The sequence below is a fragment of the Faecalibacterium sp. 9 genome, from assembly GCF_048320955.1.
Classification (GTDB): domain Bacteria; phylum Bacillota; class Clostridia; order Oscillospirales; family Ruminococcaceae; genus Faecalibacterium; species Faecalibacterium wellingii.
In genome coordinates this window covers 1,725,292-1,747,524 of the sequence record NZ_JBLWGB010000001.1, presented here as the reverse complement: position 1 = coordinate 1,747,524, position 22,233 = coordinate 1,725,292, and the positions used below count along the sequence as shown (strand labels likewise).

19 protein-coding genes are annotated in these 22,233 nt (G+C 52.0%); 9 read left to right on the top strand and 10 right to left on the bottom strand.

The annotated features are described in order from the left end of the window. The first annotated feature begins 20 nt into the window (after positions 1–20). The 8 genes from ACKXF9_RS08410 (at position 21) to ACKXF9_RS08375 (ending at position 9,481) form a co-directional block, all read left to right on the top strand. Entirely contained in the window at positions 21–674 is a 654-nt protein-coding gene (locus ACKXF9_RS08410) for a GH25 family lysozyme (RefSeq protein ID WP_418265839.1), read from the top strand. A gap of 3 nt (positions 675–677) precedes the next feature. Then, entirely contained in the window at positions 678–995 is a 318-nt protein-coding gene (locus tag ACKXF9_RS08405; RefSeq protein WP_418265838.1) for a serine/threonine protein kinase, read from the top strand. 17 nt (positions 996–1,012) lie between these two features. Next, positions 1,013–1,354 (top strand): hypothetical protein, encoded by a 342-nt coding sequence (locus tag ACKXF9_RS08400; RefSeq protein ID WP_418265837.1) that lies wholly within the window; start codon positions 1,013–1,015, stop codon positions 1,352–1,354. A gap of 278 nt (positions 1,355–1,632) precedes the next feature. Then, positions 1,633–2,859, top strand: a complete 1,227-nt coding sequence (locus tag ACKXF9_RS08395) for a class I SAM-dependent rRNA methyltransferase (RefSeq protein ID WP_418265836.1) — start codon at positions 1,633–1,635, stop codon at positions 2,857–2,859. Positions 2,860–3,522: 663 nt separating this feature from the next. Beyond that, complete coding sequence (locus ACKXF9_RS08390) at positions 3,523–5,610, top strand: glutamine synthetase III (RefSeq protein WP_418265835.1); 2,088 nt, start codon at positions 3,523–3,525, stop codon at positions 5,608–5,610. 149 nt (positions 5,611–5,759) lie between these two features. Beyond that, positions 5,760–7,079, top strand: a complete 1,320-nt coding sequence (locus ACKXF9_RS08385; protein WP_348583663.1) for a glutamine synthetase family protein — start codon at positions 5,760–5,762, stop codon at positions 7,077–7,079. Between the two features lie 41 nt (positions 7,080–7,120). Beyond that, complete coding sequence (locus ACKXF9_RS08380) at positions 7,121–7,699, top strand: ANTAR domain-containing response regulator (protein ID WP_339394719.1); 579 nt, start codon at positions 7,121–7,123, stop codon at positions 7,697–7,699. Positions 7,700–7,837: 138 nt separating this feature from the next. After that, on the top strand, positions 7,838–9,481 hold the full coding sequence (locus ACKXF9_RS08375; protein WP_339394718.1) for a CTP synthase: 1,644 nt from the start codon (positions 7,838–7,840) through the stop codon (positions 9,479–9,481). A gap of 218 nt (positions 9,482–9,699) precedes the next feature. Here the strand turns inward: ACKXF9_RS08375 and ACKXF9_RS08370 are convergent, their stop codons facing one another. From ACKXF9_RS08370 to ACKXF9_RS08335, 8 genes are all read right to left on the bottom strand, one after another. After that, complete coding sequence (locus tag ACKXF9_RS08370) at positions 9,700–9,816, bottom strand: hypothetical protein (protein WP_418265834.1); 117 nt, start codon at positions 9,814–9,816, stop codon at positions 9,700–9,702. A gap of 469 nt (positions 9,817–10,285) precedes the next feature. Continuing rightward, positions 10,286–13,426 (bottom strand): type I restriction endonuclease subunit R, encoded by a 3,141-nt coding sequence (locus ACKXF9_RS08365; RefSeq protein WP_418265833.1) that lies wholly within the window; start codon positions 13,424–13,426, stop codon positions 10,286–10,288. Between the two features lie 19 nt (positions 13,427–13,445). Next, complete coding sequence (locus tag ACKXF9_RS08360; protein ID WP_154251405.1) at positions 13,446–14,219, bottom strand: hypothetical protein; 774 nt, start codon at positions 14,217–14,219, stop codon at positions 13,446–13,448. After that, positions 14,220–14,774, bottom strand: a complete 555-nt coding sequence (locus ACKXF9_RS08355; RefSeq protein WP_341474354.1) for a restriction endonuclease subunit S — start codon at positions 14,772–14,774, stop codon at positions 14,220–14,222. Positions 14,775–14,791: 17 nt separating this feature from the next. Next, complete coding sequence (locus tag ACKXF9_RS08350; protein WP_418265832.1) at positions 14,792–16,048, bottom strand: restriction endonuclease subunit S; 1,257 nt, start codon at positions 16,046–16,048, stop codon at positions 14,792–14,794. Then, on the bottom strand, positions 16,041–16,907 hold the full coding sequence (locus tag ACKXF9_RS08345; RefSeq protein ID WP_418265831.1) for a hypothetical protein: 867 nt from the start codon (positions 16,905–16,907) through the stop codon (positions 16,041–16,043). The genes ACKXF9_RS08350 and ACKXF9_RS08345 overlap by 8 nt, the downstream gene beginning before the upstream one ends. A gap of 2 nt (positions 16,908–16,909) precedes the next feature. Then, a complete protein-coding gene (locus ACKXF9_RS08340) occupies positions 16,910–17,947 on the bottom strand; it encodes a virulence RhuM family protein (protein ID WP_154251402.1) in 1,038 nt (345 codons plus the stop codon). Position 17,948: 1 nt separating this feature from the next. After that, entirely contained in the window at positions 17,949–19,511 is a 1,563-nt protein-coding gene (locus tag ACKXF9_RS08335) for a type I restriction-modification system subunit M (RefSeq protein ID WP_097777956.1), read from the bottom strand. Between the two features lie 285 nt (positions 19,512–19,796). Between ACKXF9_RS08335 and ACKXF9_RS08330 the strand changes: the two genes are divergently transcribed. Then, complete coding sequence (locus ACKXF9_RS08330; RefSeq protein WP_113621066.1) at positions 19,797–20,339, top strand: hypothetical protein; 543 nt, start codon at positions 19,797–19,799, stop codon at positions 20,337–20,339. Between the two features lie 57 nt (positions 20,340–20,396). On the opposite strand, the gene ACKXF9_RS08325 is transcribed toward ACKXF9_RS08330, so the two are convergent. Then, the gene (locus ACKXF9_RS08325; RefSeq protein WP_154251625.1) at positions 20,397–21,644 is read right to left on the bottom strand and encodes a plasmid recombination protein; all 1,248 of its coding nucleotides are present in this window, start codon (positions 21,642–21,644) and stop codon (positions 20,397–20,399) included. A gap of 274 nt (positions 21,645–21,918) precedes the next feature. Beyond that, positions 21,919–22,152, bottom strand: coding sequence for a complexin-2 (locus ACKXF9_RS08320; protein WP_097778380.1), 234 nt, complete (start codon positions 22,150–22,152; stop codon positions 21,919–21,921). Positions 22,153–22,233 lie beyond the last annotated feature (81 nt).

Sequence of the window (22,233 nt, the reverse complement as noted above, 5' to 3'; positions counted from 1 at the left end):
GAGAAGTAAAGGAGTAAGCGATGGAAAAGACCATCATGGACGTGAGCCGCCATCAGGGCACGATCGACTGGGCAAAGGTCAAGGCAAGCGGCAAGGTGGACGGCGTGATGATTCGCGCCATGGGCAACAGCGCCGATGGTCTGCCAAGCAAGCCCTACACCGACCCGCAGTTTGCCCGCAACTACGCAGAATGCAAGCGGCTGGGCATCCCCTGCGGCGTGTATGGCTACGTCAAGGCGGTCAACCGGGAGCAGGCCGACAAGGAGCTGGCCTATTTCAAGAAGCTGCTCACCGGCAGGAGCTTTGAGCTGCCTGTGGCGGTGGACATTGAGGACGAGGTGCAGAAGCCGCTGGGCAAGGCCGCACTGACCAACCTGACGGCCTACATGCTGAGCACGGTGGAAAGCTGGGGCGTGTACGCCATGCTGTACACCGGTTTGTGGTTCGGCAGTACCTTCCTCTACATGGGCGGTGCAGAGCTGAAGCCCTACGACGTGTGGCTGGCCGCCTACCGCACGAGGAAGCCCGCGCCCGGCTGGCCGTTCGGCATGTGGCAGTACACCAGAGCTGCCCGCGTGCCGGGGGTGAGCACTAATGTTGACATGAGCCACGCATACAAGGACTACGCTGCTATTATCAAGCGTGCCGGTCTGGGCGCGGTGAAGGGGGTGTGACCGATGGCGAGTATTCTTGCTGCCGCAGGCATTCCGACGGCGGTGCTGGGGCTTCTCGTCTGGCAGCTGAAGCGGCGCATCGAGCGTCAGGAAGCACGGCAGGAAGCCGCAGAGAAAGCCCGTGAGGAGTTCGAGACGAACCTGTACGAAAGCTCCCTCGCCGCAATCGCGCTGGGAGAAGCCACCGCCAAAGCCGTGCAGCGCATCCCGGACGCACACTGTAACGGCGATATGCACGCCGCCCTCGACTACGCGGCCGAGGTAAAGCATAAGCAACGCGATTTTGTCGCCAAGCGCGGCATCAGCGCGATCATCAACTGAGAGAAAGGGATCTGACCATGGAAGCAGTATTGACTAATATCTTGAACGTTGTCCCCGGCTGGCTTGCCCTCGCCCTGATGCTGGGCGGCTTTGCCTTTTACGTCCTCGGTGCCATCCGGCTGGGCTACGGCGCATCTGTCCGTCCGCTGGTGCTCGACCTGATCGAGCGCGCAGAGCACGAGATTCAGGGCACCAAGCGCGGTGCTGAACGCAAGGCGTGGGTAGCCGCAAAGCTCCGCGCCGCGCTGGACGCCAGCAAGTTCGGCAGGCTCTTCAGCTGGGCGATCACCGATGAGACCATCGGCAGGGTCATCCAGTTCTGCTTTGACAGGGCGAAGGATGTTGTAGGGAAACAGTAAACTCAATACATAGCAACAGCCCCGGGGAGCCTGACGGTTCCTCGGGGCTGTTTTTGTGCTTTGCGTGTTACTAATTCGATAACGTGTTTCTAATTTGTTACTAAATACCGTCGAAATTGTCAAATTTGCAGCAGCCAAAGCAATGAATTTTCTCGTGAAGTCGGGCTATTTCGGAGTGTACAAGCCTGAAAAAGTATGCTATTATAAAGAGTAGATTTTTACTCCTTCTGTCTGCAAACGCGGGACGAAGGGAGTTCGTTCATGATAAGGAGAACCATATGAAAGAACGCGCTTACCCTGTGTATACCGTCAACAAACACGCCGAGGGCCTGCTGGTGGGCGGGCATCCATGGGTGTACGAGAACGACATCCTCAATTCCCCGGAAAATGAGCCGGAAAACGGCACTCTGGCTGATGTGGTCAGCACCAAGGGTTCCTACCTTGGCACCGGCTTCGTCTCGCTCAAGAGCAAGATCCGCGTGCGGCTGATCTCCCGCAACGCCAATGACACCTTTGATGCAGCCTTCTGGCGCCGCCGGGTGGAATATGCATGGAGCTACCGCAAAACCGTGCTGGAACCCGCAGACCTTTCTGCCTGTCGCGTCATTTTTGGCGAGGCCGACCAGTTCCCCGGGCTGACGGTGGACCGGTTCAGCAACATCCTCGTCACCCAGACCCTGAGCGTGGGCATGGAAAAGCTCAAGCCCGTCCTCTTCCCCATTCTGGCAGAAGTCCTGCGCGCCGACGGCCAGACCATCGATGGCATCTACGAGCGCAACGATGAGGCCCTGCGCGCCAAGGAAGGTCTTGAGCAGAACAAAGGCTGGTTTGAGCTGCCCGGTGAGACTCATCCGGCAAGCACCCAGACCGAGATCTGCGAGAACGGCGTTTACTACCATGTGGACTTCGAGAATGGGCAGAAGACCGGCTTCTTCCTTGACCAGAAGTACAACCGCCGGGCTGTGGCACGCCTTGCCGCAGGCCACACCGTGCTGGACTGCTTTACCCATACCGGCAGCTTTGCACTGAACGCCGCTGCGGGCGGCGCTGCCCGTGTGACCGCCGCCGACATCAGCGCCGAGGCCATTGCCATGGCGCAGCGCAATGCCCAGCGCAACGGTCTGACCAATATGGACTTTTTGTGCGAGGACACCTTTGAGCTGCTGCCGAGGCTGGAAAAAGAGGGGCACCCCTACGATTTTATCATTCTGGACCCGCCTGCCTTTACCAAGGCGCGCCGCACCGTAGAAAACGCCATGCGCGGCTACAAGGAGATCAACTACCGTGCCATGAAGCTGCTGCCCCGCGGCGGCTATCTGGCAACTGCCAGCTGCTCCCACTTTGCCACCGAGGAGCTGTTCATCAAGATGCTGCGTGCAGCGGCAAAGGATGCGCACCGCCAGCTGCGGCAGATCGAAGTGAAGCAGCAGGCTCCGGATCACCCGATCCTGTGGGGCGTGCCGGAAACGAATTATCTGAAGTTCTTCCTCTTTCAGGTAATCTGACGATTTGAATGCCCTCCGTTTCACTCTGGGCATCTTCAGCGGAAATTTTATTTTTAATGTCTGAGCTTCCGGAAAATCTGCGGATTTTCCGGAAGCTCTTTTTCACGAAGCAGGGCCGTAGCGGACAATGGCACCGTATATTAAAAACACATTTTCACCAGAAGGGACCCCATCGGGTAAATGCATCTTTTTGCTGCGCTGCCTGAACCCTCTCAGTCAAAGCCTGACGGCTTTGCCAGCTCCCCCGAGGGGGGAGCTTTATGAGCAGGAACGGAAAACAACAATCTTTTCCGATGATGAATAAACTTACCCGGCAGCTGGATAAAAGCTCGCCCTTCGGGAGAGCTGGCATTGCGCAAGCAATGACTGAGAGGGTTTTTCCCATCGAGCGGAGAGGGTTCGTCCTCTTAAAAAGTCATACCAAGTGCGGATGCTCCAAAAATGCCGGAAGCTGCTTGTGCAGAATCGTCAGATTTGTCAATTGCCTTTTTGCCCGGCAGCGGCTATAATCAAACCATAGACAGCAACGGCGCTGTGGGTCACCTCCTGACTCGCAGCGCCGTTTTTGTTAAGATGCTTTCGTACTTCTGGGTGCGGCATTGCGGCAGACCAGAATGCAGACGAAAGGGTAAGAAAAATAAGATCAAGTAAGGAGTAGGATTTATGGCAGCGAATGTTATGGAAATCTACGGCAGCAAGGTCTTTAACGAACATGTGATGAAGGAGCGCCTGCCGAGCGCAACCTATAAGAGCCTGAAGAACACCCTGCACAAGGGTGCTCCGCTGGACATTGAGGTGGCAAACGTTGTGGCCAGCGTGATGAAGCGCTGGGCCATGGAGCTGGGTGCCACCCACTACACCCACTGGTTCCAGCCGCTGACCGGCATCACCAGTGAGAAGCACGATGGCTTTGTTTCCCCTGTGGGCGACGGCACCGCCATCATGGAGTTCTCCGGCAAGGAGCTGGTGCGCGGCGAGCCCGATGCATCTTCCTTCCCTTCCGGCGGTCTGCGCGCCACCTGCGAGGCCCGCGGCTACACTGCATGGGACCCCACCAGCTACGCATTCGTGAAGGATGATGTGCTGTGCATCCCCACCGCATTCGTCAGCTACACCGGCGAGGCTCTGGATAAGAAGACTCCGTTGCTGCGTTCCATGAACGCACTGTCCAATCAGGCGATCCGTATCCTGAAGCTGTTCGGCAAGGATGTGGATTACGTCTCCACCACCGTCGGCCCCGAGCAGGAGTACTTCCTTATTAAGAAGGAGGATTACGAAGCCCGTCAGGATCTGATCCTCACCGGCCGCACCCTGTTCGGTGCTCCCTCTGCCAAGGGCCAGGAGCTGGAGGAGCATTACTTCGGCGTTATCCGTCCCGAGGTGTCTGCGTTCATGAAGGAACTGGACGAGGAGCTGTGGAAGCTGGGCGTACCTGCCAAGACCAAGCACAACGAAGTAGCCCCCTGCCAGCATGAGCTGGCCCCCATCTACGATACCACCAATGTGGCCATCGACCACAACCTGCTGACCATGGAGATGATGAAGAAGATCGCTCCCAAGTACGGTCTGGTCTGCCTGCAGCATGAAAAGCCCTTTGAGGGGGTCAACGGCAGCGGCAAGCACAACAACTGGTCCCTGTCCACCACCGAGGAGAACCTGCTGGATCCCGGTGACACCCCCATGGAGAACCTGCAGTTCCTGGTGTTCCTGGCCGCAGTCATTAAGGCTGTGGACGAGTACGCCGACCTGCTGCGGACCTCTGTGGCCACTCCCGGCAACGATCACCGTCTGGGTGCAAACGAGGCACCTCCGGCCATCATCTCCATCTTTGTGGGCGAGGAGCTGGAGGCTGTCATTGACGCCATTGCCTCCGATTCTCCCTACGCCGGCCCCACCAAGATGAAGATGGACCTGGGTGTGGACGTGCTGCCCAAGTTCAGCAAGGACACCACCGACCGCAACCGCACCTCCCCCTTTGCCTTTACCGGCAACAAGTTCGAGTTCCGGATGCCCGGTTCTTCTCAGAACCTCAGCGACTGCGATACCATCCTGAACACCGCTGTGGCCAAGGAGCTGAAGGGCTACGCCGACGAGCTGGAAGGTGCTGAGGACTTTACCAGTGCCGCCATCGCTTTGGTCAAGCGCACCATCCGGGACCACCGCCGGGTCATCTTCAACGGCAACGGCTACACCGCCGAGTGGGAGGCCGAGGCTGCCAAGCGTGGCCTGCCCAACATGAAGAACACTCCTGCTGCCCTGCCGGCCCTCATCGACCCCAAGAACATCGCCCTGATGGAAGAGTTCGGGGTGCTGACCAAGGTGGAGATGCACAGCCGCTACGAGGTGGAGCTGGAGCACTACTCCAAGGTCATCAACATCGAGGCCCTGACCATGCTGGAGATGGCCCGCAAGCAGCTGCTGCCTGCCGTCAACTCCTACATGAGCGAGGTTGCCAACACCGCCGCCTCCAAGCTGGCCGTCAGCGAGAACATCAGCGTGCGCAGTGAGACCAAGACCCTGACCAAGCTCTCTGCCGATGCCGATGCTATGAGCGACGCCGTCGATACCCTGCAGGATGCAGTGGATGCTTCCAAGGCATTGCCCACCGAGGCAGAAAAGGCCGTTGCTTTCCACGACAACGTGCTGCCTGCAATGGATGCTCTGCGTGCCGCTGCGGACGACGCCGAGACCATCTGCGGTGAGGATTATTGGCCTCTGCCCAGCTACAGCAAGATGCTCTACTACGTCTGATCTTTCATCAGCGTAACAGCAGAATAGCATCCGTAGGCTGCGGAATTTAAAATTGCCATTCTCCTTTTCCTATTTCTTACACCAGCCTAAAGACCTGCTCCCATTTTGAGGGCAGGCCTTTAGGCGTTTTATTTGAAAGGGAAACCATTATGAGCTATTCGACCCAACAGGACATCCTTGATTTTGTGGAGGACAACAACGTCAAATTTGTGCGCTTTGCCTTCTGCGATATCTTTGGCACTCAGAAGAACATCGCCGTGCTGGCAAACGATCTGCCCAAAGCTCTGGAAGACGGTGTCTGCTTCGACGGCAGCTCCATTGCCGGCTTCATGAAGGTGGAGGAAAGCGACCTTGTGCTGCGGCCGGATCTGTCCACCGTGACCATTCTTCCCTGGCGCCCTACCGAGGGCCGGGTGATGCAGTTCTTCTGTGATGTGGAAAAGCCGGACGGCCAGCCCTTTGGCGGCAACTGCCGCGGCTTTCTGCGCAGCGTGAACCGCAAATTCAAAAAGCTGGGCATCACCTGCAATGTGGGCGCAGAGTGTGAGTTCTACCTGTTCGAGAATGATGACCGGGGCCGCCCCACCCGTATCCCCATCGACTTTGGCGGCTACTTTGACGTGGCCCCGCTGGACGCAGGCGAGAACCTCCGCCGGGACATCTGCCTGACCATGGAGCAGATGGGCATGAGCCCTCAGCACAGCCATCACGAAAGCGGCAACGGCCAGAACGAGATCGACTGCCACCACGCAGGCCCCCTCAAGACCGCCGACAACGTGATGATGTTCAAGCAGATCGTGCGTGCCATTGCCACCCGCAGCGGCATCCACGCAAGCTTCCTGCCCAAGCCCCTGCCGGATCAGGCGGGCAGCGGCCTGCACATCAACCTGTCCCTTTACATGGATGGCCGCAACCTGTTTGAAGGCGACATTGCCCCGGACAGCATTGCAGGCAGCTTTATGGCCGGTGTGCTGGCCCACAGCCGGGAGCTGACCGCGTTCACCAACCCTCTGCCCAACAGCTATCAGCGCTTTGGCTGCGATGAAGCGCCCCGCTATGTGAGCTGGAGCCGCCAGAACCGCAGCCAGCTGGTGCGCATCCCGCAGGTAAAGGGCGACAACTGCCGCATGGAACTGCGCAGCCCGGACCCTGCCTGCAACCCCTATCTGGCTATTGGTCTGGTGCTGGCTGCCGGATTGGACGGCATTGAGAACCGCATGGTGCTTTCTGCCCCCGTGAACAAGAATCTGTTCGACTCCTCCATGGCTGAGGGGCTCGGTCTTGAGACCCTGCCCGCCAGTCTGGAAGAGGCCGTACAGGCCGCGGAGGAGAGCGAATTTTTGCGCAGAGTGCTGCCCGAGCAGCTTGCCACCCGGTACTTCACCGAGGAGCTCAAGCGCTGTGAAGCACTGAAACATGCGTCCGACCCTGCTGAATACGAGCGCACCCATTACTTCAACGCCATCTGACCCCTGCAAAAAAGAGTGTGTAGGAGAAAGGAGCGAAGGAAATGGGACGTGCACTGATCGTAAGTGCCGGTGCAAGCTCCAACGAGTATATCGCTGCACGGCTGACCGAAATGGGCTACAGCCGCCCGGTGATCATTCCCAGCGGAGCCGAAGCCCGGCGGCGCATGACGGAATCGGATTTTGAGCTGATCGTGGTCAACTCTCCCCTGCCCGATGAATTCGGGCATGAGGTGTGCATCAATGCTGTGGAAAAAACAGATGCCGGCGTTGTGTTTCTGGTCAAAGCCGCACAGGCTGAGCAGCTGCTGGGCCCTTTGAGCGATCAGGGGGTATTGCTGCTGTCAAAGCCCTTCAGCACTGCCCTTTTCGTGCAGGCCATGCACATGGCAGCGGCCGGCAATCACCGGCTGCTGCGTGCCCGGCAGGAGAACGCCCGCTTACAGGAAAAGATCGCACAGGTGCGGCTGGTCAGCCGTGCAAAGTGCTGCCTTGTGGAGCACGAGCACATGACCGAAGCCGAAGCACACCGCTACATAGAAAAGCAGGCCATGGATACCCGTCGTGACCGCACAGAAATTGCACAGGAAGTCCTTGAAAATTATGAGGACATGGGTGTATAATATCAGATTGGGAAAAGTATCCTTGCTTTCACCGGCTCATTTTGGGAGAGGCAGAGAGCAAGACCGTTTGCCTGAAAGAATTTACAAAGGTTTACAAGGGAAAGAATTCAGAAAAGCAAAAATAGAGGAGGAAATTCTATGGCAGAGAAACAAACCAAATTCATCTTTGTCACCGGCGGTGTCGTTTCCGGTCTGGGCAAGGGCATCACGGCCGCATCGCTGGGCCGTCTGCTCAAGTGCCGCGGTCTGAAGGTGGCCAGCCAGAAGCTGGACCCCTATGTGAACGTAGACCCGGGTACCATGAGCCCGCTGCAGCACGGCGAAGTGTTCGTGACGGATGACGGTACCGAGACCGATCTGGATCTGGGCCACTACGAGCGCTTCATCGACGAGAACCTGAACAAATACTCCAACCTGACCACCGGCAAGGTGTACTGGAACGTGCTGAACAAGGAACGTCAGGGTGCATACCTGGGCCAGACTGTGCAGATCATCCCCCACATCACCAACGAGATCAAGAGCTATATCTACAATCTGGCTTCCTCCACCGAGGCTGACGTGGTCATTACCGAGATTGGCGGCACGACCGGTGATATCGAAAGCCAGCCCTTCCTCGAGGCCATCCGTCAGGTGGGTCTGGAGCAGGGCCGTGACAACTGCTGCTACATCCATGTGGTGCTGGTGCCCTACATTTCCGGCTCGGACGAGTACAAATCCAAGCCCGCACAGCACTCTGTGAAAGAGCTGCAGGGCATGGGTGTGAACCCCGACATTATCATCCTGCGTGCAGACGGCAGCGTGGGCGGCGACATCCGCCGCAAGATCAGCACCTTCTGCAATGTGAAGCCTGAGTGTGTGATCGAGAACCTGACCATGCCCAGCCTGTACCAGTGCCCGCTGATGCTGCACACCGGTGGTCTGGACGACGTCGTGGTGAAGAAACTCAAGCTGGACGTTCCTCCTGCCGACCTGACCGAGTGGAAGCAGGTGGTGTCCCGCATTGCCACCCGCAGCAAGACCTGCAGCATTGCACTGGTGGGCAAGTACGTCAAGCTGCACGACGCTTACCTCTCCGTGATGGAGAGCCTGTATCACGCCGGTTTTGAGAACGATAGTCAGGTAGAGATCCGCTGGGTGGAGAGTGAGGACCTGACCGATCAGGCCGCCTGCCGGGAGGCCTTTGCAGATGTGGACGGCATCATCGTGCCGGGCGGTTTCGGTGACCGCGGCATTGAGGGCATGATCCAGGCTGCACAGTATGCCCGCGAGAACCATGTTCCCTACTTCGGCATCTGCCTTGGCATGCAGATCATGGTAATGGAGTTTGCCCGGGGCGTTCTGGGCTACAAGGACGCCAATTCCAGCGAATTCACCCCGGACGGCAAGCACAACGTGATCGCGCTGATGGCCGACCAGCAGGGCAACATTCCCAAAGGCGGCACCATGCGTCTGGGTAAATATCCCTGCAAGGTTGCACCCGGCACCAAGATGGCCGAATGCTACGGCGAGGCCGAGATCTGGGAGCGCCACCGCCACCGCTACGAGTTCAACAACGAATTCCGTCAGGAAATGCAGGATGCCGGTCTTGTCATTTCCGGCACCAGCCCGGACGGTCGTCTGGTGGAGACTGTGGAGCTGCCCGGCCGTGACTTCCATTTGGGCGCACAGTTCCATCCGGAGTTCAAGAGCCGTCCCAACCGCGCTCACCCGCTGTTCAAGGCCTTTATCGCTGCTGCGCTCAAGTTTCGCGCCAGCGAGCAGCGCAGCCTGCTGCACATGTAAAGTCTCCAATAAATGAGGGTCGCTGCGGCATAGCAGCTCCTCAAGAATACACCGCACAAAACCCGGAACCCTTTCAAAGTCAAATGACTCAGAGGGCCCCGGGTTTCTTTTGGTTTTATATAGTATCACACATAGCACTGGTAACGACGGACAAGCGTGGACTGTCTGCACCGCAGCCAAGACTTCCATGAAGTTTATTGAAGGAGGTATGATATGGCTTAGGAACGTTCTTTCCGCTTCAGATCAGCCAGATAGCCGTGGAAGATTTCGAAGAACTTCGGGCTGAGCAGGAGAATGGCGATCATGTTGGGAATGACGATGAAGCCAACGGCCATATCAGCGATATAGTATCACCCCATTGTCAGGCAACAGTGCCTTATTTTCGATAATGTCACGGTCATTTCTTAATGTCAACAATGTCAAAAAGACCCCTGAAAGTTTCGATTTCTCGTCACTTTCAGGGGTCTTTCAAATTATTCTCAAATGTTAAACCGTGAAGGCTCGTTGAATTATAATTCTGTGTGCTTTTTCGCGGCTTAATGTCAAACTAATGTCACAGCGCGATTTATCTTTCGATTATACTCGTAGCATCGTTAAAAGTTTGCGTCATTCCATTATTCGAGCTCGGTAAGCTCGGATTCTCACTAAACAAATTTGTTTAGTAAGGCTATTCTTGAATGTTCACTTTTTCATGAGATTGCTGTGCTAGATGTGGCTTGCTGATTTTTTAGTATCAGGATAGTATCACACAACCAGCGGGATCTCTGTGAATATTATAGCAGATATTTTTCCTAATATCAAATATTATTTGCTATCATCCTCTGCCATTGAACTTTCACCAATCCCAAAGAACTTGTCAAAGAATCCTTTCAGCTTGTCGATCACACCCTGTTTTTTCTGCGCCCGGCCACCGCCGCCGAAACGGGAAACAGGCGGCATCAGCTTATCAATGTCAGTGCCCACAGTTTTGATCTCGCCATCACGGAACGCATTGGCCAGATACTTGCGCGTCTCCGGCTCCTTTAGCTTTTCCTCTTGGATGATCTTTGTAAGCTCTTTCTCTCGCTGTTCGGACACAAAGGTATTCCACTCTGCCATCACGTCATCCACATCGCTGACCCCTGCAATAAACGTTTCAATCAGCTGCTTTTTGCTACGCAGTTCCGGGCTGGCATCAATCGCCTTGCGAATCGTGATGAGCACTTCTTTATCATCGCAATGGGTGTCATGGTACTTTTTGACCAGCATCAGAATGTAGTCAATGTTAATTTCGACCTGCCGAATCAGTTCCACCTCGAACACCACATCATCCGTGATGTCCTCTTTGGTTTCATCGTGCTTCTTGTTACGCCATTCATCCCGCAAATCTTGATAGCGGCCCAAATAGTCCTGTAAATCCCGTTCAGAGATCAGTTCGTTGCCCTTGAAATCATCAAAGGAGGACAGCAGGTTCCGCATCCGCAGCAGTGCACCAAACAGCACGATAAAGTCCTTCTGGTTCTGCTCCCCGTTGATTTGCGGCTCTGTCAGCGGGAACTTCTGCGTCAGGTCATCGATCATGTCCGTATAGCCCTGATGGTATTTTCTCTGCTCGTCCATATAACCGTGGTAGTAGTCCGCATATTTGCGCAACAGAACGATGCCGCCCGCATTTTTATCTCCAAACAGCGAAATTGCCGCATCCACCCGCTTTTGCAGATTGCGGAAGCAGACGATATTGCCAAAGGTCTTGATGCTGTTCAAGATACGGTTCGTCCGGCTGAACGCCTGAATCAGACCGTGCATCTTCAGGTTTTTGTCCACCCAAAGGGTATTCAGGGTCGTGGCATCAAAGCCCGTCAGGAACATATTGACCACGATCAGCAGGTCAAGCTCTTTATTTTTCATGCGGAGCGATACATCTTTGTAGTAATTCTGGAACCGTTCGCCATCGGTCGAGTAGTTCGTGTGGAACATCTCGTTGTAATCCTGAATGGCTGCGTCCAGGAAATCCCGGCTGCTCTGGTCAAGGTTGGAGGTATCTTCCGGGTTTTCCTCGTCCAGAATGCCATCCGTTTCCGCTTCGTTGGCTCCATAGCTGTAAATGGTAGCAATGCGCAGCCGCTTGGTTGGGTCTGCCGCCATCTGTTTTTTGAACTCCTGATAATACAGCTTTGCCATCGGCACAGAAGCCACGCAGAAAATCGAATTAAAACCGCTGACGCGCTGTTTTTGCTTAATTTCCTCCACCGCACCACGCTGGGCAGAGGCCACCTCTGCCACATTCGTCAGCAGATTAAACTCATACGATTTGTCTCCCCGATAGGTTTTCTGGTCGAAGTGGTCGAGGATGTACTTTGTCACCAGAGAAATACGCTTGGGAGCCATGAATGCCTTTTCCCGGTCGATATCCCAAACCTGTTTATCGTCCATGTCTGGCTCTGCATCCATCGTCTTGATGTAATCCACACGGAATGGCAGCACATTCTTGTCGTTGATGGCATCCACGATAGTGTAGGTGTGCAGTTGGTCGCCGAACGTCTGCGCCGTGGTGAAATAGCGTGGATCAGTGGAGCTTCCTGCGTTGACTGCAAAAATCGGCGTTCCTGTAAAGCCGAACAGGTGGTACTTTTTGAAATTGTGAACAATGGCCTTGTGCATATCACCGAACTGGCTGCGGTGGCACTCGTCAAAGATGATTACAACGTGCTTCTGGTAGACTTCATGCCCCGGATTTTTCTTGATGAAGGTCGCCAGCTTCTGGATGGTGGTAATGATGATATGTGCTTCCGGGTTTTCCAACTGGCGTTTCAGAATCGTGGTGCTGGTGTTGGAGTTTGCCGCGCCCTTCTCGAAGCGGTCATACTCTTTCATAGTCTGGTAGTCCAAATCCTTGCGGTCTACCACAAACAACACCTTGTCGATGTAGGGCAACTGCGATGCCAGCCGTGCCGTTTTGAAGGAGGTCAACGTCTTGCCGGATCCAGTGGTGTGCCAGATGTAGCCACCGCCCTCGATAGTGCCATACTTTTTGTAATTGTTAGCGATCTCGATGCGGTTCAATATCCTCTCGGTTGCCGTGATCTGATATGGGCGCATCACCATCAGCATCTTTTCTGAGGTAAAGATACAGTACCGGGTCAGCACGCTCAGGATCGTGTGCTTTGCAAAGAATGTCCGGGTAAAGTCGATCAGATCCGTTAGCACGCGGTTGTTTGCATCGGCCCAGTAGGAGGTAAATTCAAAGCTGTTGCTGGTCTTTTCCTTTTTCGTCTTGCCGTGTTTGGCGTCCTTGATGGCATTGTAGCGGGTGCTGTTGGAGTAGTACTTGGTATTTGTGCCGTTGGAGATCACGAAAATCTGCGCATACTCGTACAAACCGCAGCCCGCCCAGAACGAATCCCGCTGATAGCGGTTGATCTGGTTGAACGCCTCCCGGATGGCCACCCCGCGCCGCTTCAGTTCCACATGAACCAGCGGAAAGCCGTTGACCAAAATCGTCACATCGTAGCGGTTATCATGCCGTGCGCCGTCTGCTTGTTTTACCTCATACTGATTGATGACCTGCAGGCGGTTGTTGTGGATGTTCTTTTTGTCGATCAGTGTGATATTTTTGGAACTTCCATCATCCCGGTGCAATACCTGCACATTATCTTCCTGAATCTTCCGGGTCTTTTCGGGAATATGCTCGTTGGGGTTGGCAATTACATCACTGAAAAACTGCTGCCACTCCGTATCGGAAAACCGGTAGTGGTTCAGCTCTTCCAGTTGGCTGCGGAGGTTAGCAATCAGTTCATCCTCGGTATGCAGCGGCAGATAGGTGTAGCCCTGCTCGCACAACAGCCGGATAAACTCTTTTTCCAGTTCCGCCTCTCTTTGGTAGCTGTCAGAGCGCACCTTGGAGGGTTCATAGGCAGCAACAACGGTATCCTCATTGGTAGCCGCAACGATATTGAAAAAGGACATTTCAAATTCCTCCTGCAATTTATCCTTCCGCTATATGCCACAATTCACAATATAGCGAACTTCTATAAACTGGTATCATTTCAACAAATTCAAGTTTATCTCCTGTCCATTTGGTTATTACAAAGTTTTCTTTTTCGTAGATGAATGAAACATAGGTATCATACTCTGGCAACCTGTCCATTCGATATTGAAAAAGATACTTAAAGTCCGCATTCAATCCATCAATCGCAAGTTTTCTTCCCTGTTCAAAATTGTCATTTGAATCAAAATTGAAATTATATGGAAAGAACAGCATTATATTTTTCTTTGTCTCAAATATCTTTATAATTTGAGATACATCCTTTTCCAATACATCTTCTTTCTCTTTCTTCTCTCGAATTTCTATCATTTTATTCCAGATTAGGCTCCGAAACACTGCATGCGGAATGCTGTAAGTAATCGGTTTATACCCCGGAACACCTTCGTGCTTTTCTGGCAGTCCAAAGCCTATCACACCGGGCATGAATTCTTGGATTGATGGTGAGAGGATTTTAGCCGCTTGCAGCCTTGATTGAGATGCGAAAAGCTTAAAATCAAGCTTGTATTCATCTGAAGCGCAGTCGTATTCTCCGTGTGCTTCTGACTCCGGCTTCTTATATAGCTTTCCATTGGATTTTTTCAGGAAGCAGCTTGAACAATTCACAAAATCCCGCAAGTAATCTTCATACGAATATGGCTCCATCACACCACCTATAAAGTTGTCAATCACTCTAGCTGCTCCAAGAAAATCCACTCTCATTTCAGAATATTCCAATCAATTCAACTCCTTAAAACTCAACAGCCTATCCCGATAGTACTCATACTGCTTTTGCCTTGCCTCAATCTCCGCGGGCAGGCCGCTGGTCAAATCATTGCAGATAGCATCAAAACGGTCAAGAATATCCACAATATATTTTTGCCGTTCCTGACTCGGAAGCGGAATTTCGATTCGGTTCAAATTCTTCTGGTTCAATTTAGGCTGTGCGCCGCCCGAAATATATAGAGCCAAATCAATCGAGTTCAAATAAAACTCTACAAACCGTCTGGTTTCGTAGCAATCAAACTTCAAAACGTGCGCATGATTATTGACCCAGTTTTTCCCCGAAATTGAAAACGCAATCGGCGTACTTCTTGCCAAAAGATTTGCGCCATCTTCTGACACAAGCAGGTAATCGCCGTCAAAAATATAATCCTTTACATAATCCACGATGCCAGAAGCCCCATAATACGGGTACTCTCCCGCTTCACGTTTGCCACTTGTGACAGGCTTACGCATACTGTCGCAATTTTCAGCAATATCTTCAAGCGTAACAACCGCATAGCCAAACACATACTGCAAGAGCTTAATCAGAGTTCCGTTCCGTTCCGTTCCGTTCCGTTCCGTTCCGTTCCGTTCCGTTCCGTTCCGTTCCGTTCCGTTCCGTTCAAAATTGTGTTACCAGTTTCTGCAAATGTCAAGAGCTTATCTCGGTAATACTCGTACTGCTTTTGACGGGCTTCAATTTCAGCAGGCAAGCCGATATTGAGGTCAGAGCAAATTTTCTCAAAGTTGTCCAGCACATTCACAATGCGATTTTGGACATCAAGGGGAGGAACCGGAACTGTCATTTTTGCCAATGACGCAAGCCCTATTGTTTTTTGTGCAGCCCCCTTTGCCGCCAAGTCCGCTTGTCTATGGAATGCTGTTCCATTCATTGCATGGTACAAATACCGTGAATCAATAACAGCATTGTTTGGTCTCAATATTGCAATATGTCGTTGAAATACAAACCTTTTATTTTCAGAAATATACACAGGGATTCCATACGACCCTACCACTGTATACAGCACATCACCTTTTTGGGGTCTACGCTTGTCCGCCAACCGGTTATAATATTCATCCGGAACATATTTTGTTACATTAAGGTTAATTTCATGTCGTTCATCAATATCTGAAATTGTAATAAACGGAACACCGCTATCCGCTTTAGGTGGTGCCTGATGATCGCCATCCGCTATCGAATCGCAGCATTCTTCTAACTGTTTTATTTCGCCTTTATAGCTATTCGCAAGCAACTTATCCCTATAATAAGTATACTGTGTCTTTCTAGCTGTAAGCTCCGCTGTAAGCTCCGCTGTAAGCTCCGTGAAATTGTCTAAGATACTGACAATTTCACGCTGAATTTCAAGCGGCGGAAGCGCAATTTTCAGTGACCGGAAATCCCTACCCGTAAGTTTAGGGATATTTCCATGAATTAATGAAGTAACATCAATTGTTTGAATATAAAAATAGAGGTACCGAAGCATTGTCCCCGACTTTTCTTCTATAACATGTGCGTGATTATTAACCCAAATTTTTCCTTCTGCCCATGTCACAACAGGTGTGCCAGATTTTGTTATTACACTACCATCTTCTCCAACTAAGACAAACTTTCCATTAAAAATATAATCAGAAACGTAATCCTGTACTCCATTAGCTCCATAATAGGGATATTCTCCCTTTTCGCGAGAGTTTTTTGTTACAGGCTTACGTTTTTTATCAAGAATATTACAGCACTCTTCCAATGGAAATGTTTCCACACCATCCGGGCAAAGTTCCTGAATCAGTTCTTCCAGCTTACTCATTCGCACTCTCTACTTTCTTTGCAATGTAAGTACTATACAACGCCATCACCGCATAATAATACATATCTTCCTGTGTTTCGATCAAATCTTCATCGAAAATAATATCTTCTTCTGATTCAGCAAATACCCGGCAACAGTCAATAACGATTCGCATCGTCCAGAATGTCATTATTTCTTCCGGGCATCCAGCCAAATTGCATTGCGACCAAACCATATCAATTGGTGGCTGCAGTAGCCATTTGGACTTTCCCAAATCTGCGGAGTGAAGGTAATCATACATATATCCGTATAGCGTTCCGTTATAGCTCGTGTCTTTTAATAATCGGAGTGAATCGCCTTGATAAAAGTGTGTTCGCCTTATGTCCTCAAATCTGTATGGATTTACTATTTCAGTTTTTTCGTCCGAATAACGTTCCATGCCCCAATGAAAGTATTTAGCTCCACCATACAAAACATCTCGACCAAAATAGTATGTTTTAATATCGTCTTTTAATAGTTTCAACGCAGCACTTATCTGTTCTTTGGAAACTTCTATTGGCTGAAAATTGGCTTGCTTGAGGATTTCCTTTTGGACTTCCTCACTACATCTTAAAAACTTGGTCGTTATCGCTCTATGATGCTTTCTTTTGAGTTTCAGACTCTTTGCAATCGCCGACAACGGCAAATACTCTATTTCATCCTCATTATCAATCAGAAAAACTCTTGCCGCTTCAGCAGCAGCCTTTTTCTGCGCCTCCACTTCCATTTGCTCACGTTCTTTTTCATGTGAGCGCTGTAGCCAATAGATTGCAACTGTCAATACAACTGTTGCAATCAATGAGAGCACATCCACTACGAAACTCCAAATCTCAAGGCTCATCTTTACTCTAGGTTTTCCTCCAAATACCTGTCAAAATCGCTCTGGTACAGCCGATCTTGCACCACACGGTACTTTTCAAACTCCGTTTCGGCGTGCATCTTTGCAAGCTGTGCCGAGATTTTGCCTGCATCCTTCAGCACTTCCAGATCATCTGCCTGCAAATAGATGTCCAGCCGCTTGGCCCAGTCCTCCATGGTCATGGGAATATGACGGCGGGCACGGTTCTCGGCAAGGTCGAGGTATGCCGAAACGATCAGCTCCATGGACTTCATTTCATCTTCGGTCAGGTAGTTTTTCGCTACCGAAACATCGCTCTTTTTGATTTTGCCGTTGGGAGCGTCCTTCCATGTGTGAAGCCCCATGTGCGGCTTTTCGGCATCGGCACGTTCATAGATCAGTTCTGCCGCCGTATGGCGATGCACGGCATAGTGCATCTTATTCTGCACCTTCGCAAAGAACTCTTTTGTGGTCAGCGCATTGCGGTCATAATCCAGCGAAGTAGCGTAAATGTCAGTAAGTTTCTGGTAGAAGTTGCGCTCCGAAATGCGGATCTCCCGGATGCGCTCCAACTGCTCTTCAAAGTATTTCTTGGTCAGGACTGTGCCACCGTTTTTCAGGCGTTCTTCGTCCATTGCCCAGCCCTTGATAGTATACTGCTCCACGATCTGATTTGCCCAGACACGGAACCGCACCGCCCGCTGGTTGTTCACCTTGAAGCCGACCGCAATAATCATTTGCAGATTATAGTGGTTCACGCTGCGAGCAACCTGTCGGCCACCCTCATTTTGAACTATTCGGAATTTCCGAATAGTTGCCGCTTCGTCCTGCTCATGGTCAGCATAAATCTTTTTGATATGCTCATTGATGGTCGGAAGCCCCACATCGTAAAGGGTCGCCATCATCTTTTGCGTCAGCCAGATGTTTTCATCCTCGTAGCGCATCTCAATGCTGTCCTTGTCCTCACCCGTAGAGGCAACAAAGGTCAGGTATTCAGCCGCAGAAGAACGTACCAATGCAGAATCTTTCTTCTTGCTTTCCATCTCAGCCCTCGATTTCTGCCACGATCTGGTCAATGGCGGCTCGCAGTTCATTCTCCCGTGCTACGATTTGTGCAATTTCAGCGTTCAGCTTTACAATGTCGATCTTCTCACGGGTGTCCTTAGCCTCCACATAAGTGGAAACCGACAGGTTATAGTCATTTTCCTGCACCTCGGAATACTCCGCCAGATGGGAGAAGTGTGCTTCTTCTGCCCGCTGTGCAAAGGTGTCCACTATTTTGTTAATGTTCTCCGGGGTGAGTTTGTTGTTGTTCGTCACCTTGACGCACTCGGAAGAAGCATCAATGAACAGCACCTTATTGTCCGTTTTACCCTTTTTCAGCACCATGATGCAGGTGGCAATACTGGTACCAAAGAACAGGTTGCTCGGCAGCTGAATGATGCAGTCAATGAAGTTGTTGTCCACCAGATATTTGCGGATCTTCTGCTCTGCGCCGCCACGGTACATGATGCCGGGGAAACAGACGATTGCTGCCGTACCGTTGGAAGCCAGCCATGCCAACGAATGCATGATAAACGCCAAGTCCGCTTTGCTCTTCGGAGCCAGCACACCTGCCGGAGCAAAGCGAGGGTCATTGATGAGCAGCGGATTCTCGTCACCGGCCCACTTGATGGAGTACGGCGGATTCGATACGATCAGCTCAAAAGGTTCATCATCCCAGTGCTGCGGATTGGTCAGCGTGTCCTCACAGGCAATGTCGAATTTGTCAAATTCAATGTCGTGCAGGAACATATTGATGCGGCACAGGTTGTACGTTGTGATGTTGATTTCTTGTCCAAAGAAACCATTGCGCACGGCATCCCGTCCCAGCACCTTTTCTGCCTTCAGCAGCAGCGAACCGGAACCACAGGCCGGGTCATATACCTTGTTGATTTCCTTCTTGCCTACGGTACCCAGCCGGGTCAGCAGCTCCGAAACATCAGCAGGCGTAAAGAACTCGCCACCGGACTTGCCTGCATTGCTGGCGTACATGGTCATCAGGTATTCGTAGGCATCGCCAAAGGCATCAATGTCATGCTCTTTCACATCGCCAAGGTTCATATCTGCCACGCCGTTCAGCAGTTTCACGAGCTTCTCATTGCGCTTGGCAACGGTCGCACCCAGCTTATTGCTGTTGACATCGTAATCATCAAACAGCCCTGCAAACTGTCCCTCAGAGGAGCTGCCCTTTGCGGATTCCTCAATGTGCCGGAACACCGTTTCCAACGTTTCGTTGAGGTTTTCATCGCTGGCCGCTTTTGCCCGCACATTGCAGAACAGCTCACTGGGCAGGATGAAGAACCCTTTTTCCTGTACCAGTCCTTCCCGTGCCTGCTCTGCCTCTGCATCAGACATATCTTCATAGCGGAAATCCGGGTTGCCTGCATCAATTTCGCCCTGATTGATATAGCTGGCGATGTTCTCCGAAATATAACGGTAGAACATCGTACCGAGAACGTAGCTCTTAAAATCCCATCCGTCCACTGCGCCGCGCAGATCATCCGCAATCGCCCAGATTGCACGGTGCAGCTCTTCGCGTTCCTGCTCTTTTTTGGTGTCTACCATTTTTATTTCCTCCATCAAATGCGGATTTCCGCATTGTTTTCTTTCATTTTAACATAGTAAATGTACCACTATTGGTACACCATGGTGTTTTTCCCAAAAAGGATATACTTTCCCTTTATACTATCCTAGTAAAGCGTACCACAGCTTTTCCGTGATTGCAAGCCGATAAAAATTTCTATTGCTTTTTTCAGCGAGATAGTGTACACTTTTTTCAATCTCGTCCACTATCTGCATCTCAGACGGTGTTTCGTATTAGTAAGCATCTACGATTTTGGAGGGAAACAAATGAAAGTGAAAAAGACCAAGCTGCCTGAAAACCTGTATCACTACACCAGCCTTATCAAATATCGGATGATTTCGGCCACTGGGAAATTAGTGCTGACGCCTTCCAACCTAAAGTACGATGGTGCAACTTTCCATCAGGAGCCGCTGTACTTCAATGGGCATGAAATTGGCATCAAAGCCGTTGACAAATATGAAAACTATCATCCTGTCGTCTGGCTGACTGCCAATGACCATGCCGGTGCAAAAAACACCGGTCTGTCCAACGACAAAATCATGTGCCGCATTACCATCAAGACCAATGGTAAAATCTGGCGATATCTGCCTTGGCGCACTTTCTGCGACAAGTATAACGCTGACCGCAGCGTTGCCTCAACCCTCAAACAAACCGCTAATGACTACCTGAACTGGTATGTCTGTGAATCTGAGATTCCAGTTGCGGACTTTGCAAAGGTCGAGTTTCTGGCTGAAGATGGCACCTACAAAGACGAGAAAGACATTCCCGGATTTGCTCTGACGGATATTGCCCCGGAACTTTTTGAGTAAAATATCACTTATATGTACAGACCCCCGCCAACATCCGCTGGCGGGGGTCTGCTATGCTTACAGCTCTACACTGTTCTGTCTGCTCTTCTTCTGGCTCCTATCTGTGGTCTGCTCCTGCTCCCTCATAAACCCAATGACCTGCTGCATCTTTTCGGCACCGAAATAGTTCCATACTCGCCTGAAATCACGTTTCATCGCATAGAGCTGCAAATTCTCAGCTTTTACCTGTTCCAGCTGCTGGCTCAAATGGCGGGTAGCTTTCTTCTCGTCCTGATAGAAATACTGGTACTTATCCCTCTCGTTCTTAACCTCCCAGTACTTCCGATGGAGGGCAAAGAGTACCTTCACCAACTTCTGGATCAGCGGCATGGCCTTCTTCTCCCGATAGCTCTTGGCGGTCTCAAATGTGGCTGCTTCTGGCACCCATTCTTCTGGCCGCTGGGAGTATTGCGCTGACAGGTTTTCCAAACCTTCCATAATGGGAGCCAGCTTGTTCAGCTTCTGGCTCTGCTTCTGGTAGGTCAGCTCTGCTTTCTGTACCCGCTGTTCAGCGGCTTCTACGGCTGTCTGCGCTGTTTCCAGCTGTTCCTGCATTTCGGTCAGGTCGGTCTGGCACTCCTGCTTGGCAGCTTCCAGAGCCGCTACCTCTTTACTACGCTCCTGCTTTTTGAAGTCCAGCACAGACAGGTGCTCTTCGTGGGTGCCTTTCTGTTCCCACTCGATGCCGTGCCGCTCCATCACGGCGGCAAGCTGCTCTTTCTCGGCGTTGATCCACTGGTTCAGCTCGGATTCCCGTTTAGAACCGCCTGCAAAGCCCAAGGCTTTCAGCGCCTGCTTCAGGGACACCTTGGTGTCCAGTCCTTTGCCTTTCCAGCCGGACACATACGGCACGAAGTCGATGTGCAGATGGGGCGTAGCTTCATCCATGTGGAGGAAAGCCCCGAACACCCGCAGTGTCGGGTTCCGCTCTTGGAAGCCCTGCATATACTCGTCCAGCAGTTCCTTTGCCAGTGCGCCATTCTCGGTCAGGACACCCATATCATCTTTGTTGCCGATCTGGACGATCAGCTCATGGAAAAGCTTTTCCTGCTTGCCTGTCCGCAGGTGCTCATAGTAGTCGGTGATACAGCGGTCCTTGCGCTTCTGCTTGGCATTGTAACGCTTCACTGCCTCGTCAAACAGTTCGTGGTACACCTTCTGAATCGGCTCATCCCGGTACACGACATTCAGGCTGCTGCGCTTCGGGTCAACGTTTTCAGCGGTGAAACTTCTCCGGTTATGGTTGAGGGAGCCGGGACCCCGCATTGCGGAAATGGTTCTTTTCAATCGCACGTCCTTTCTCTGTGGAAGTAACTGGTGCCGGACACGGCAAAGGCTTTGTTACTTTCGTCGAAAGTAACGCAAAAGCACTTTTGACAGACGTTCCGTCCATCAAAAGATGCCTTTGCGCCCTGCCGGGGGCTTCCGTCTGCGGACGGGGTTTCGCTGTACCTCGCCGCTGCCCGGTCCAACACCACCTTCCTGCGTGATTGCATTCACAGGAGCGTGACACGCTCCTGTACTTTGCCAATAGAGGGACTCACCAGCGGAAGCTTTCTGGCACGCCTCGTCTGTCCAGATACTCCTGCCGAGCCTGCTCCCGCTGTTCCTCGGTGGGTGCTGTCTTGTACTGGGCATACAGCTCATGCCGCAGCATCGCATCCAATTTTTGCTCCAGACCCTGCTCAATGACCTCTTCGTACTCATTTTCGCCGCTCAAATGATAATGCAGCAAGGCGACGAAAAGTTCCTGCGAAATCTGCACATTTTTCATCATTATCACCATCCCGTGTCGGTTGTGTCGATTGTGACGGTATTTTACATAGTAGCAAAAATACCGTCACAACCGTCACGA